12 protein-coding genes and 1 pseudogene are annotated in these 14,083 nt (G+C 70.1%); 3 read left to right on the top strand and 10 right to left on the bottom strand.

From position 1 onward, the window contains the following. Positions 1–191: 191 nt before the first annotated feature. From HHX41_RS33980 to HHX41_RS33965, 4 genes are all read right to left on the bottom strand, one after another. Complete coding sequence (locus HHX41_RS33980) at positions 192–1,166, bottom strand: ABC transporter substrate-binding protein (RefSeq protein WP_182909217.1); 975 nt, start codon at positions 1,164–1,166, stop codon at positions 192–194. 29 nt (positions 1,167–1,195) lie between these two features. Further along, the gene (locus tag HHX41_RS33975) at positions 1,196–3,175 is read right to left on the bottom strand and encodes a proline/glycine betaine ABC transporter permease (protein WP_182909216.1); all 1,980 of its coding nucleotides are present in this window, start codon (positions 3,173–3,175) and stop codon (positions 1,196–1,198) included. Continuing rightward, entirely contained in the window at positions 3,175–4,260 is a 1,086-nt protein-coding gene (locus HHX41_RS33970; RefSeq protein WP_182909215.1) for a glycine betaine/L-proline ABC transporter ATP-binding protein, read from the bottom strand. The genes HHX41_RS33975 and HHX41_RS33970 overlap by 1 nt, the downstream gene beginning before the upstream one ends. Positions 4,261–4,457: 197 nt before the next feature. Beyond that, a complete protein-coding gene (locus tag HHX41_RS33965; protein ID WP_182909214.1) occupies positions 4,458–5,240 on the bottom strand; it encodes an IclR family transcriptional regulator in 783 nt (260 codons plus the stop codon). 109 nt (positions 5,241–5,349) lie between these two features. Here HHX41_RS33965 and purU point away from each other — a divergent pair, with 109 nt between their 5' ends. Together purU and HHX41_RS33955 are read left to right on the top strand one after the other, a co-directional pair. Next, positions 5,350–6,216: a formyltetrahydrofolate deformylase gene (gene purU, locus HHX41_RS33960; protein ID WP_169982181.1), complete on the top strand. Its 867-nt coding sequence runs from the start codon at positions 5,350–5,352 to the stop codon at positions 6,214–6,216. Positions 6,217–6,386: 170 nt separating this feature from the next. After that, positions 6,387–6,779: a hypothetical protein gene (locus HHX41_RS33955; RefSeq protein ID WP_182909213.1), complete on the top strand. Its 393-nt coding sequence runs from the start codon at positions 6,387–6,389 to the stop codon at positions 6,777–6,779. Between the two features lie 168 nt (positions 6,780–6,947). On the opposite strand, the gene HHX41_RS33950 is transcribed toward HHX41_RS33955, so the two are convergent. Continuing rightward, positions 6,948–7,397 (bottom strand): VOC family protein, encoded by a 450-nt coding sequence (locus HHX41_RS33950; protein WP_182909212.1) that lies wholly within the window; start codon positions 7,395–7,397, stop codon positions 6,948–6,950. Positions 7,398–7,555: 158 nt separating this feature from the next. Here HHX41_RS33950 and HHX41_RS33945 point away from each other — a divergent pair, with 158 nt between their 5' ends. After that, positions 7,556–8,332 carry an IclR family transcriptional regulator gene (locus HHX41_RS33945; protein WP_220504662.1) on the top strand — a complete coding sequence of 259 codons (777 nt, stop codon included), beginning with the start codon at positions 7,556–7,558 and terminating at the stop codon, positions 8,330–8,332. Here the strand turns inward: HHX41_RS33945 and HHX41_RS33940 are convergent. From HHX41_RS33940 to HHX41_RS33920, 5 genes and pseudogenes are all read right to left on the bottom strand, one after another. Further along, the gene (locus HHX41_RS33940) at positions 8,310–10,643 is read right to left on the bottom strand and encodes an FdhF/YdeP family oxidoreductase (RefSeq protein WP_182909211.1); all 2,334 of its coding nucleotides are present in this window, start codon (positions 10,641–10,643) and stop codon (positions 8,310–8,312) included. The two genes, HHX41_RS33945 and HHX41_RS33940, sit on opposite strands and share 23 nt — an antisense overlap. A 36-nt stretch (positions 10,644–10,679) precedes the next feature. Continuing rightward, complete coding sequence (locus HHX41_RS33935; RefSeq protein WP_211591976.1) at positions 10,680–11,771, bottom strand: aromatic ring-hydroxylating dioxygenase subunit alpha; 1,092 nt, start codon at positions 11,769–11,771, stop codon at positions 10,680–10,682. A 91-nt stretch (positions 11,772–11,862) separates the two neighbouring features. Beyond that, the gene (locus HHX41_RS33930; protein WP_182909210.1) at positions 11,863–12,948 is read right to left on the bottom strand and encodes an S-(hydroxymethyl)mycothiol dehydrogenase; all 1,086 of its coding nucleotides are present in this window, start codon (positions 12,946–12,948) and stop codon (positions 11,863–11,865) included. A 162-nt stretch (positions 12,949–13,110) separates the two neighbouring features. Beyond that, positions 13,111–13,692 carry a hypothetical protein gene (locus HHX41_RS33925; RefSeq protein WP_182909209.1) on the bottom strand — a complete coding sequence of 194 codons (582 nt, stop codon included), beginning with the start codon at positions 13,690–13,692 and terminating at the stop codon, positions 13,111–13,113. A gap of 9 nt (positions 13,693–13,701) precedes the next feature. Continuing rightward, positions 13,702–14,083, bottom strand: a pseudogene (locus HHX41_RS33920) (ATP-dependent Clp protease ATP-binding subunit); the annotation flags it as partial.

Genomic DNA, 14,083 nt, shown 5'->3' with positions numbered 1-14,083 from the left:
CCTGACGCCTCATAGTGCGGGTGTCAAGCGTCAAAAACAGGACAAAACCGTGCCCGGTGCCGATCCAGGGGGAAGATCGGCACCGGGCACGGAGTGCGGTTCCGGACCTGGCCGGGACCTCCGGTGACGGCGCCCTCTCCCGGGGCGGGGCGGGTCCCCGGAGAGGAGCGGCCGCGCGGGTGAGGCCGGAATCAGCCCTGGGGCAGCCAGGCCTTCACCTTGTCGGGGTTGTCCTTGACCCACTTGGCGGCCGCGTCCTCGGCGGACATCTTGTCCTCGGAGATGTACTTGGCCACGAGGTTCTGGTCGTCGTTCGTCCAGGTGAAGTTCTTGACGAGCTGGTAGGCCGGGCTGCCGGAGTCGGCGAACCTCTTGCTCACGATCTTGTCGAGGTCGTAGACGGGGTAGTCGCAGGCCACCTTCTCGGCGTCGGCGTCGCAACCCTCGGTGTACTCGGGCAGGTCGACCTTGACCAGCTTGACCTCGGACATGAACCACTGCGGGTCGTAGAAATAGCCGAGCAGCGGCGTCTTCTGCTTCTCCGCCTGACGGAAGGCCGTGATCAGAGCCGCCTCACTGCCGGCGTAGACCACCTTGTAGTTCAGGTCGAGGTTCTTGACCAGCGCCTCGTCGTTGGTGACGAAGGACGGGTCGCCGTCGAGCATCTGGCCCTTGCCGCCCGACTCGGACGTCTTGAACAGGTCGGCGTACTTGTTGAGGTTCTTCCAGTCGGTGATGTCGGGGTACTTCTCCGCCATCCACGGCGGCACGAACCAGCCGATGACGCCCTTGTTACCGGTGACGCCCGCGGACACGGCGGTCTTCTGCTCGTCGATGTACTTCTTCTTCAGGTCGTCGTGACCCCAGTTCTCCACGACGGCGTCCACCTCGCCGGTGCCGAAGCCCTGCCAGGCGACCTCCTCCTTGAGGTCCTTCTTGACGACCGTGCACCCCAGTTCCTTGTCCGCCACGTACGCGATCACGGCGGCGTTGGCCTCGTAGCCGACCCACGGGTTGATCGCCAGGTTGACGGTGCCGCAGCCTCCCTTGCCGTCGGAGGCCGCCTGCGTCTCCCCGACCTTCGCGCCTCCGCAACCGGAGAGCAGGAGGCCTGCGCCGGCCACGAGCGCGAGCGCGCGCGGCCCATAGTTCCTTGTCACTGCCACGTTGGTCCTCCTGTGGGGGTGTTACAGGTTCAGCGGGAAGCCGGAGGGCTCCCGGCCCGCGCGGCGGCGGCCCGCATGATCCTGTCGAGCATGATTCCGAGTACGACGATCGCGAGCCCCGCGGCTAGGCCCTTGCCGCGCAACTGGTGCTGGGAGAAACCGGCGACGACGTCGTATCCCAGCGCACCGGCGCCGACGAGGCCGCCGACGACGACCATCGACAGCACGTAGATGAGACCCTGGCTGGCCGCGAGCGTGATCCCGGCGCGGGCCATGGGCAACTGCACCTTGGACATGAGCTGCCAGGTGCTCGCGCCGCCGGCCGTCGCCGCCTCCACCGCGGTGTGCGGCACCCCGCGGATGCCCTCGGCGACCAGCTTCACCGACACCGGCGCGGCGAACACGACGGCCGCGATGATGGCGGTGAACCGGGTGGCGCCGAACAGTCCGAGGATCGGCACGAGGTAGACGAACGCCGGCATGGTCTGGCCGGCGTCGAGCACCGGCCGCAGCACGCGGTCGGCCCGCTCGCTGCGCCCCATCCACACCCCGAGGATCACCCCGAGGACCATCACGAGGAGGGTCGCGACCAGTGTGGTGGCCAGCGTGACCATGCTGTCGTGCCACAGGCCGAGCGCGACGAGCAGCGCGCAGCCCACCGCGGCGGTGATCGCCGCGCGCACGCCCGCGAGCAGCAGCGCGAGGGCCACCGCCACCACGGCGACCAGCCACCAGGGCGACCGGCCGAGCAACGCCTCGAACGGGTTGAGCAGGGCGTAGGTGACGACGTTCTTCAGCCCGTTCGTGTAGGTCACCAGCGTGTCCTGCGCCCACGTGCTGGCGGCGTCCGCACCGCGCCGCACGTACGAGCCGAGGTCCGCCCCGCCGGGGAACTCCGCGGCCCAGACGTAGGTGTAGGAGAGGTAGACGAGCATGACGGCCACGGCCGCGGTCACCGCGGTTTCCACCCGGCGCAGCCGCGACCTGTCTGAACGCCCGGCGCGGTGGACGGTCTCCACCCGGCGGCCGGCGGCCGAGGTCACCCGGTCGAGCACGATCGCCATGATCACGATGGCCAGCCCGGCGTTGAACGCGGTGCCCACGTCGAGCGTCTGCAGCGCCTTGAGAACGGTCTTGCCGAGGCCGGGCGCGTCGATCAGCGCGGCGATCGTCGCCATGGACAGGGCGGCCATGATGGTCTGGTTGATCCCGACCACGATCGTCCGCTTGGCCAGCGGCAGCCGCACCTTGCGCAGCGACTGGCCGCCGGTGGCGCCGAGGGAGTCGGCGGCCTCCAGCGTGGCCGGCGGGGTCTGCCTGATGCCGTGGGCGGTGAGCCGGATCGCGGGCGGGACCGCGTAGATCATCGTCGCGACGGTGGCGCTGGCCGGCCCGATCAGGAAGAAGAGCGTGAGCGGGGCCAGGTAGACGAACGTCGGCATGGTCTGCATGAAGTCCAGCACCGGCGTGACGATCCGGTTGAAGCGGTCGCTGAGCCCGGCCCAGATCCCGAGCGGGATGCCGGCCGCGAGCGACAGCGCGACGGCCGTCAGGGTGAGGGCGAGCGTGTCCATGCTCTCCTCCCACAGCCCGAGCAGGCCGAACGACGCGAACCCGGCCGCCGTCAGCACGGCGACCTTGCGGTTGCCGTAGAGGTGGGCGATCGCGGTGGCGACGCCGGTCACCCCGAGCCAGCCGACGAGCGGCACGGGGCGGCCGAATGACGGCTGGCTGATCAGTGCCTGGACGAACGTCACCGCGGCGTCGAGGAAGAGCCGGATGTAGTTGACGAAGTAGAGGAACAGCGGATTGCTGTCGCGGTTCGCGTCGATCGCGTCGGCGGCCTCGCCGAGCCGGTTGTGCAGGGGCGTGAGCTGCGCGCCGCCCAGCGGGAGGGTGTCGCGGCCGTTCAGCACCACCCACAGCGCGATCCAGGCGACGACGACCGCGCCCGTGACGTACGTGCGGGAGGGGAACCGGCGCGTCACCGGCGCGCTGAGGGCCACCATCAACTCTGCCCGCCCGCGCCGGCGATGACTTCCAGGACCTCCGCCGGGGTGACCACGCCGAGCAGGTCGCCGTCGCGCACCACCTTCACCGGTCGCCCGGCGGACAGGACCGTGCGCGCCGCGTCGCGGATGACGGTGTCCGGGCTCAGCTCCGGCCCGTCGAGAGGGTCGCCCGGGGCGGCGTCGCGCATGATCCAGCGCAGCGTGAGGACATCGGACCGGGGGACGTCGCTGACGAAGTCCCGCACGTAGTCGTCGGCCGGGGCGCCGACCACCTCGTCCGGGGTGCCCGTCTGCACGAGTTCGCCGTCGCGCATGATGAGGATGCGGTCGCCCAGCTTGAGCGCCTCACCGAGGTCGTGGGTGATGAAGATCATCGTCTTGCCCACCTCGTGGTGCAGGCGGATGACCTCGTTCTGCATCTCGCGCCGGATCAGCGGGTCGAGCGCCGAGAACGGCTCGTCGAAGAACAGCACCTCGGGGTCCACGGCGAGGGCGCGGGCCAGGCCGACCCGCTGCTGCATGCCACCGGAGAGCTGGTCGGGGTAGGAGCCCTCGAACCCGGCGAGGCCCACCAGTTCGAGCACCTCCTGGGCCCGGGCCAGGCGGTCGGCCTTCTTCACGCCCCTGATCTCCAGGCCGAAGGCCACGTTGTCCAGGACCCGCCGGTGCGGCAGCAGGCCGAAGTGCTGGAACACCATGCCGAAGCGGTGGCGGCGCAGCTCGCGCAGGCGTTTGCCGGCGTAGCCGAGCACGTCCTCACCGTCGAGCAGGACCTCGCCCGCCGTCGGCTCGACCAGCCGGTTCAGGCAGCGTACGAGCGTGGACTTGCCCGAGCCGGACAGGCCCATGACGACGAAGACCTCACCCCGGCACACCGAGAAGGAGACGTCCCGCACCGCGGCCACGCACCCGGTCGTCCGTTTCAGCTCCGCACGGCCGAGCGTGGCCAGCGGCGTGCCGACGACCCGGTCGGCGCGCTGCCCGAAGACCTTCCACAGGCCGCGTACGTCGAGGACCGTGGGCCTGTCGCCGTCCGGCGCGCTCGCCGGACTCTCGTGATCGGCCACAGAGGATACGGCCATGACACCTCACACTCCTTGACGTCCGCCTGCGACAGCGTCGATGCAGGCGCCACCGATGCAGAGGTCCGCCACAGGCAGTGCCTTCCGGTCGCCACGACAAAGCAAGCGCGCAGTAGTTGCGTATTACGCACTTGTTTGCTTATCGAGGAACAGAATCGACCCGACACTCGCGGACAGTCAAGGCTTGTGCGCCTTTTTTACACTGCCGCCCCAAACCAGCCCATTCGAGCAGATACCTCGCCAGCCGCCGCCATGACCTGCTCCGCTACGGCGGGGATTGCCTTTTCGGGCATCCGGAAGGTCGGACCGGACGCGCTGAGCGAGGCGACGACGGAGCCGTCCGCGCCCAGAATGGGCGCGGCGACCGCGCTCAGGCCGTCCTCCAGTTCGTCCACCGCCGTCGCGTACCCCCGGCGGCGCACCTCGGCCAGCTCCGCGCGCAGCAGCCCGGGATCGGTGACGGTGCGGGCGGCGAGGCCGGGCAGCCCCGCCGCGACCACCTCGTCGTACAACGCGGCCGGCGCGTGCGCGAGCAGCACCTTGCCGTTGGACGTCGCGTGCAGCGGGATGCGCTGGCCCACCCAGTTGTGCAGTTGCAGCGCCGACGGCCCGGCGACCTGGTCGACGTACAGGGCCTCCCGGCCGGAGAGGACGGCCACGTTCACGGTCTCCCCCACCGTGCGGGCGAGCGCAGGCGTGACGGCGCGGCTCTCGCGCACCAGGTCGAGCCGGGCACTGGTCGCCCCGGCGAGCCTGACCAGGCCCACGCCCAGCCGGTACCTGCCGCGGTCGCTGTCCTGCTCGACCAGATCGTGGCTCTCCAGCGTCGCCACCAGGCGGAACGCGGTGGACCTGTGTACGCCGAGGACGGCCGCCATCTCGCTGACGCCGAGCTCGCCGTTCCGGGCGAGCAACTTCAGGATGGTGAGTGCGCGGTCGACGGACTGCACCGCCGAACCGTCACCCGGCCCGTTGCTCATGGCACAACTCTACGCAGATTACGCACAAGGCTCTTGACCTGTCCGGGACATCGGGTCACTCTGTTGCGTATACGTCACCACGTTGCGTATCGCGCACTCAGGAGGCTCCATGTCCGCTCGCCCGGGTCGCGAGTTCGTCCTCACGTTCTCCTGCGTGGACCGGCCGGGGATCGTCTACGCGGTGAGCGGCTTCCTCGTCCAGCACGCGGGCGACATCCTGCAGAGCCAGGAGTTCAACGACCGTACGAACGGCCATTTCTTCATGCGGGTCCACTTCGGGGTGCCCGAGGGCCGCGGCGACATCGAGGAACTGCGCCGCGGCTTCTCCTACGTCGGCGACTCCTTCCAGATGCACTGGCAGATCAAGGACGCCGTGACGCCGACGAGGACGCTCGTGCTCGTGTCGAGGTTCGGCCACTGCGTGAACGACCTGCTCTACCGGCAGCGGGTCGGCGCGCTGAACGTCGAGATCCCCGCCATCGTCTCCAACCACCGGGACCTCGAACCACTGGCCGAGTTCTACGGCGTGCCGTTCCACCACGTGCCCGTCACCCCCGACACCAAGCCCGAGGCCGAGCAGCGCATCCTCGATCTGGCCGAGGATCTCGGCACCGACCTGGTCGTGCTCGCCCGCTACATGCAGATCCTCAGCGACGACATGTGCAAGCGGCTCGAGGGCCGCGCGATCAACATCCACCACTCGTTCCTGCCGGGATTCAAGGGCGCCAAGCCGTACCACCAGGCCCACGAGCGCGGCGTGAAGCTCATCGGCGCCACCGCGCACTACGTCACCGCCGACCTCGACGAGGGACCGATCATCGAACAGGACGTGGCGCGCGTGGACCACTCGCTCGACCCCGGCGAGCTCGTCACCGTGGGCCGCGACGTGGAGGCGCAGGTGCTGGCCAGGGCCGTGCGCTGGCACAGCGAGAGCCGCGTGCTCCTCAACGGCGACCGCACCGTCGTCTTCCGCTAGATCTCTTTCCACTGGCCCCGGCATGGCATTGCCGGGGCGTTTTCGCTTTCCGCCTGACCGGTGAGTCACCGGACCTCGATGCGGCCCCAAAATGACAATTCCCGTGAAGGGCGGCACATGATCACTGTAAGTTCGTACCCCCATATGTCGTCCCTTTACAGGATCAGATGATGACGGAAACCCCCCAGGAGCCCCCGACATTCGGCCAGAAGGCCGCAGGCGCGGGCAAGGTCTTCGGCAAGCGCATCGTCGCCTATGCCGTCGGCGCCGCCGTTCTCGCCGGTGGCGGCTTCGCGTACAAGCAGCTGAGCGGAGCTCCCGAGATCGCCAAGGCCGGCGACTGCATGGCCGGCGCCACGGCCGACGAGCTCAAGGTCGTCTCGTGCACCGACGCGGCCGCGGCGCTCACTGTCGAAGGCCGCGTCGAGGACAAGACGGAGCAGGAGTGGGACGCGGACAAGGAAGGGAAGATCTGCTCGGCCTACCCGAAGGCGGACCAGTCCTTCTGGGAAGGTGAGAGGGGCAAGGCGGGCTACGTGCTCTGCCTGGCGCCCAAGAACTGACCCGCTCCCCTGCACCGAAAGGCCGGAGCGCTGCGCCCGGTGTACCGGGACCGCGTCCGTTCGGGACGCTCGGCCGGGATTTTCCCGGCCGAGCGTTTCCGCACAACCCGGAGACGGCTTGTCGCTCACACCGGGCCTCCAGCGCCCCGACGCGACCGTCGTACGGCGCTAGACCACATCGAACTCGTTTCCCTCGGGATCCACCATCGCTACCGCATAGTGATCGATCCCGGGCTGCGACAGCACCCGCACAACGGACGCCCCCGCCTGGACAAGCCGCTCCACCTCGGCGTCCACCCGCGCTTTCCGGGTCTCCAGCGGTACGTCCTCCCGCTTGCCGCCCACCTTCACATCCAGGTGGAACCGGTTCTTGACCACCTTGCCCTCAGGCACCTGCTGAAACCAGATCCTCGGCCCGTACCCCTCGGGATCGACGATGCTGTCGCTGCCGTCCCCCTCGCCCAGCTCGTCCTCCGGCACTCCGACAGTGCGCCAGTAATCCCGCCATGTGTCGAATCCACCCGGCGGCGGCTCCGCCGTGTACCGCAGCGCGCCCGCCCAGAACCGGGCCATCCGCTCCGGTGCCGCACAGTCGATGACCAGCTGATAGGAAACCATGGCAGCGATCCTGCCGGACCCATCCGACAATTACCGGCCCGCCGGCCACCTCACGTGCGGTAAACGGCGCCGGCGCTCGCGTCGGACCAACCAGAAGATCTCCCTGGGAATCTCACTACGCCCCGGCTCAGCGTTGCGTGAAGCGCTACAGTCTCGCCATGAGCAACGACGCCTCCGCCGCCAACGGCGGCGGCGTGCAGTCCGTCGATCGCGCGATCAGCATCATGGAGATCCTCGCCGGCCGTGGGGAGGCGGGAGTCACCGAGATCGCGGCCGAGATCGAGGTCCACAAGTCGACCGCGTTCCGCCTGCTCGGCGCCCTGGAGGCACGCGGCCTCGTCGAGCAGACCGAGGACCGCGGCAAGTACCGCCTCGGCTTCGGGCTCGTCCGTCTCGCCGGCAGCGTCTCCATGCGGATGGACGTCACCCAGCAGAGCCGGCCCGTATGCCAGCGACTGGCCGAGGAGATCGGCGAGACGGTGAACATCGCCGTCCTGCGCTCGCACTACGCGGTCAACCTCGACCAGGTGCGCGGCCCCTCCGCCGTCACCGCCCACAACTGGGTGGGCCAGCTCACGCCCCTGCACGCGACGTCGAGCGGCAAGGTCCTGCTGGCGTGCGTGGAGCGGCAGCGCCGCGCGGACCTGCTGCGCGCGGCCGGCCTGCGGCGCCACACACCGAACACGGTGACCTCGGTGGAGGACCTGGAACGGGAGCTGGCGGAGGTGCGCGAGCACGGCTACGCCCTGTCCCTGGAGGAGCTGGAGGTGGGCCTGAACGCGCTCGCCGCTCCCGTCCGCTCCTTCCACGGAGAGGTCGTGGCGGCGATCAGCGCGTCCGGGCCCACCTACCGGTTCAGTGAGAAGCGCATGCGCGAGCTGGCACCCGTCCTGGTCAAGGGAGCCGAGGAGATCAGTCACCGCCTCGGTGGCTGACCGTCTCCTCCGCCGCCCCTTCCGCGGCACGGCGCAGCCGTACGACGACGCTCTTGGACGTGGGCGTGTTCGACGTCTCCGCCACCGAGTCCAGAGGCACCAGCACGTTCGTCTCCGGGAAGTACGCCGCGCAGCAGCCCCGCGCCGTCGGATAGGCGACCGCGCGGAACCCCTCGGCCACGCGCTCGCCGTCCGGCCACTCGCTGACGATGTCCAGCATGTCGCCGTCCGCGAGACCGCGCTCGGCCAGGTCGTCGGGGTGGACGAAGAGCACCCGCCGCCCGTTCTTGATGCCGCGGTAGCGGTCGTCCAGGCCGTAGATCGTCGTGTTGTACTGGTCGTGGCTGCGGATGGTCTGCAGCACGAGGCGGCCCCGCGGCACCCGCAGCACCTCCAGCGTGTTCACCGTGAAGTTCGCCTTCCCGGTGGCCGTGGGGAAGCGGCGCTCGTCGCGCGGGGCGTTCGGCAGCGCGAAGCCGCCCGGCCTGCGCACCCGCGCGTTGAAGTCGTCGAACCCGGGCACCACCCGCTCGATGCGCTCCCTGATCGCGTCGTACCCCGCCTCGAACTCGGCCCACGGCACGTGCGGGTCGTCGCCGAGCAGCTCGCGGGCCAGCCGGCACACGATCGCCACCTCCGACAGCAGCGCGTCCGACGCCGGGCGCAGCCGGCCGCGCGAGGCGTGCACCATGCCCATCGAGTCCTCGACCGTGACGAACTGCTCGCCACCGGCCTGGACGTCCCGCTCGGTACGGCCGAGCGTGGGCAGGATGAGGGCCTGCTCGCCGCACACGGCATGCGACCGGTTCAGCTTGGTCGACACCTGCACGGTCAGCCGGCAGCGGCGCAGGGCCGCCTCCGTGGCGGCGGTGTCCGGCGTCGCCGAGACGAAGTTGCCGCCCATGGCGAAGAACACCTCGGCGTCGCCGTCGCGCATGGCGCGGATCGCCTCCACGGTGTCGTGGCCGTGCTCGCGCGGCGGCGGGAAGCCGAACTCCTTCTCCAGCGCGTCGAGGAACTCCCGTTTGGGCTTCTCGTAGATGCCCATCGTCCGGTCGCCCTGCACGTTGGAGTGCCCGCGTACGGGACACACGCCCGCGCCGGGACGCCCGACGTTGCCGCGCAGCAGCAGGAAGTTGACGATCTCCCGGATCGTCGGGACCGACTTGCGGTGCTGGGTGAGGCCCATCGCCCAGCAGACCACGACCGAGCGGGCGGCCAGCACGTCGCGGGCCGTCTCCTCGATCTCGGCGCGGGTCAGCCCGGTCGCCTCGAGCACCTCGGCCCAATCGAGCCCGCGCACGTGCTCGTCCCAGGCGTCGAAGCCGTGCGTGTGCGCCTCGACGAACTCGCGGTCCACCACGGTGCCCGGCGCGGCGTCCTCGGCCTCCAGCAGGAGCAGCGACAGCGCCTGGAACAGCGCCAGGTCGCCGCCGAGACGGATCTGCAGGAACCGGTCGGACAGCGCCGTCCCGGTCCCGGCGAGGCCGGAGGGCCGCTGGGGGTTCCGGAACCGCAGCAGCCCGGCCTCCGGCAGCGGGTTGACCGCCACGATCCGCGCGCCGCCCCGCTTCGCCCGCTCCAGCGCGGTGAGCATGCGCGGATGGTTGGTGCCGGGGTTCTGGCCGACCACGAAGATCAGGTCGGCCCGGTGCAGGTCCTCCAGCAGCACCGTCCCCTTGCCGATGCCGAGCGTCTCGGTCAGCGCCGAGCCGCTCGACTCGTGGCACATGTTGGAGCAGTCGGGCAGGTTGTTGGTGCCGAACCGGCGGACGAGAAGCTGGTAGGCGAAGGCGGCCTCGTTCGAGGTGCGGCCGGAGGTGTAGAAGACGGCCTGACCGGGGTGGTCGAGCGCGCGCAGTTCGCGCGCGACGACGCCGAAGGCGTCCTCCCACGAGATCGGCTCGTAGTGGTCCGAGCCGGCCGGCTTGTACATCGGCTCGGTGAGCCGGCCCTGCTGGCCCAGCCAGTAGTCGCTGCGCCGGGCCAGCTCGTCCACCGGGTGCTCGGCGAAGAAGTCGCGGGTGACCCGGCGGACCGTCGCCTCCTCGGCCACCGCCTTCGCGCCGTTCTCGCAGAACTCGGCGGGGCTGCGGTGGCCGTCGCCCTCCGGCCAGGCGCACCCCGGGCAGTCGAAGCCGGACTTCTGGTTGACCCGCAGCAGGGTCAGCATCGTCCGCCCCGCGCCCATCTGCCGGTACGCCGTGCCGAGTGCGTGGCCGACCGCCGGGACCCCGCCCGCCCAGGTTTTGGGCGAGCCGATCTCCAGGCGTTCGTCTCCGACGTCCTCCCGAGGCGCCTTACGCGTCACCCCGCATCTCCTCCAACCTCACTGAGCCCGGCGACCTCACTCGCCGAGCTTGCCACGCACCCAATCATGGAACAGGCCGATGTGGTGCTCGCTCGGCACCAGCACCCCGCCCTTGGCGTACGTGCGGGAGCTCATCGAGGGCTGGGTGCGCTCGCAGGCCTCGAAGTCCTGCTCGTTGACCCGGTGGAACAGCTCCACCGACCGGCTGATGTCCTTGCCCTCGGCCACGACCTCCGGCAGGTACAGCCAGTCGCACTCCACCACCGTGCGGTCCACCGCGAGTGGGAACATCCGGTGGATGATCACGTGGTCGGGCACCATGTTGACGAACACCTGCGGCTTGATCGTGATGGCGTAGTAGCGCCGATCCTGATCCTCGCTGATTGTCGGGATGCGGTCGAGCCCCTCGGAGCCGTCGACCGTGAACCCCTGGACGTCCTCGCCGAACAGCGCGCCGTGGCCCACGTAGTACTGCGCCGCGTAGCCGTCGGCGAACTCCGGCAGCACCTCGGTCAGCTCGGGATGGATGGTCGCGCAGTGGTAACACTCCATGAAGTTCTCGACGATGAGCTTCCAGTTCGCCTTCACGTCGTACACGATCCGGCGGCCGAGCGCCAGGTTCTCCACGCCGTAGTTGTCGAGGGACGCCACGTCGCCGAGGCGCGTGCGCACCTCGCCGAGCACGGTGTCCTCGAACGACGGCGGCTCGTCGGCCAGGCAGACCCACACGTAGCCCAGCCACTCCCGCACCGCCACGTTGACCAGGCCGTACTCGACCCGGTCGAGGTCGGGCATCTTCGTGAGGTTGGGGGCCGCGATGAGCTTGCCCTCCAGGTCGTACGTCCAGGCGTGGTAGGGGCACTGGAAGGCCCGCTTGACCTCGCCGGACTCCTCGGTGCAGATCCGGGCGCCGCGGTGGCGGCAGACGTTGTAGAACGCGCGGATCGAGTTGTCCCGCGCCCGCGTGACCAGGATGCTCTCGGAACCGACCTGAACGGTCTTGAACGCCCCGGGCTTGGGCAGGTCGGCGGCCCGGACGGCGCAGAACCACATCGACTCGAAGATGCGCTTCTGCTCCAGCGCGAAGACCTGGGCATCGGTGTAGTGCTCGCCCGGCAGTGTGGCCATCAGGCTGGGGGGCAGGCTCGTGGTGCTCACTGGTCGCTCCTGAAGGTCGTACGTCGCACGTCGGGGATCGAGATGATCAGGGGGAGGCCGGTCACAGGACCACGACGGAGCGCAGCACCTCGCCGTGGTGCATCTTCTCGAAGGCCGCCTCGACGTCCTCGAGCGCGATCGTCTCGGTGACGAACGCGTCCAGGTCGAGCCGTCCCTGCTGGTAGAGGGAGACGAGCATGGGGAAGTCCCGGCTGGGCAGGCAGTCGCCGTACCAGGAGGACTTGAGCGCTCCGCCGCGGCCGAAGACGTCGAGCAGCGGCAGTTCGAGCCGCATCTCCGGGGTCGGCACGCCGACCAGCACGACCGTCCCGGCGAGGTCGCGGGCGTAGAAGGCCTGCTTGTACGTCTCGGGACGGCCCACCGCCTCGATCACGACGTCCGCGCCGAACCCGCCGGTCAGGTCGCGTATCGCCTCCACCGCGTCGGTGTCCCGCGAGTTGACGGTGTGCGTGGCGCCGAAGCGGCGGGCCCAGTCGAGCTTGGTGTCGTCCACGTCGACAGCGATGATCGTGGTGGCGCCGGCCAGGTGCGCACCCGCGACGGCCGCGTCTCCCACGCCGCCGCAGCCGATGACGGCGACAGAGTCCCCGCGGGTCACCCCGCCGGTGTTGATGGCCGCGCCGAGCCCCGCCATGATTCCGCAACCGAGCAGGCCCACCGCGACCGCGGAAGCGCTCGGGTCGACCTTGGTGCACTGGCCGGCCGCGACAAGAGTCTTGTCGGCGAACGCGCCGATCCCGAGCGCCGGGGACAGCGGGGTGCCGTCGGCCAGCGTCATCTTCCGGGTGGCGTTGTGGGTGGCGAAACAATACTGCGGGCGTCCGCGCAGACAGGCCCGGCACGCGCCGCAGACCGCGCGCCAGTTGAGGATGACGAAGTCGCCGGGGGCGACGTCGGTCACGCCCTCGCCGACAGCTTCGACCACGCCGGCCGCCTCGTGCCCGAGGAGGAACGGGAAGTCGTCGTTGATGCCGCCCTCCCGGTAGTGCAGGTCGGTGTGACACACCCCGCAGGCCTGTACGGCCACGAGCGCCTCACCCGGGCCCGGGTCGGGGACGACGATGGTCTCCAGGCTGACCGGCTGTCCCTTGCCCCTCGCGACGACCCCGCGGACTTCGTGCGCCATGGTCTCTCTTTCCCTCGAATCAGTCAGCGTGCATGAGTTGTGCAAGACGAAACACATAGCACTATGCGCAACAGACTGAGGCCGCTCTGGGCCACTGTCAAGGGGTGGGAAAGAGGTTCCGCGACGCGAGCGAGCGGCCCCGCGATCGGCGCGGGGAACACCTCAGCGGAGGTCCTGTTCCAGGTGGGTGACGATCGGGGCGAGCAGGTCGTTCAGTTCCCGGACGAGGACCGTGAGCGCGCGGTGCGCCGTCTCGGCCAGGTCGCGCGCGGGCCCGTCCGGCGTCGCGGGCAGGTCTTCGAGGGGCACGGGGGCGTCCACGAGCAGGGTGGGACGCAGATGGGGGACCTTCGCGAGGTCCTGCTCGGCGGGTTCGACGAACTGGCCGAAGATCTCCGGCCAGCCACGCCAGCCGCGATCGCGCCACCAGTCGCGCGAGACCGTGAGCGCCGCGGGCAGTGGGGAGACGAGCGTGACACGTGCCGTCAGCGACCCGTCCCAGCCGTTGCGCACGCAGGAGGCGGACAGGATCCGCCGGTGCCAGCGGACCAGCCCCGGCGAGCTCAGGGGTGGGGTGGCGACCCGCCAGGCCGCGCACGCGAACGCGACCGGGGCGATGTCCCCCCACACCCCCTCGAACTCGCCGATGTTCTCCCGCACGCGCTCGGAGTAGTGGCTGACGCCGTCACGGGCGCGTTCGCGGTCGGATCGGCCGTCGATCCAGAAGGCCTGCTGTCCGGCCATCGGCCGAGATCAGCCGTTCGACGCGGCGGAGGTGGGCGCGCCGGCGGCGGCGGGCGCGGTCTCGCCGGCGAAGGTGAAGGTGGCCGCGTCGCCCTCGCCCTCGACGTCGATCCTGACGACCTGGCCGGGCCGCAGCTCGCCGTAGAGGATCTTCTCCGACAGCGTGTCCTCCAGCTCCCGCTGGATGGTCCGGCGCAGCGGCCGGGCGCCCATGACCGGGTCGTACCCGCGGTCGGCCAGCACCTGCTTGGCCGCGGGGGACACCTCCAGGCCCATGTCGCGGTCCTTGAGGCGCTCGGCCACCTGGGCGAGCATCAGGTCCACGATCTGGATGATCTCCTTGGGCGTCAGCTGGTGGAAGACCACGATGTCGTCGACACGGTTGAGGAAC

Source organism: Microbispora sp. H13382, assembly GCF_014161445.1.
Lineage (GTDB): Bacteria > Actinomycetota > Actinomycetes > Streptosporangiales > Streptosporangiaceae > Microbispora.
This window is presented reverse-complemented; position numbering and strand designations above follow the sequence as displayed.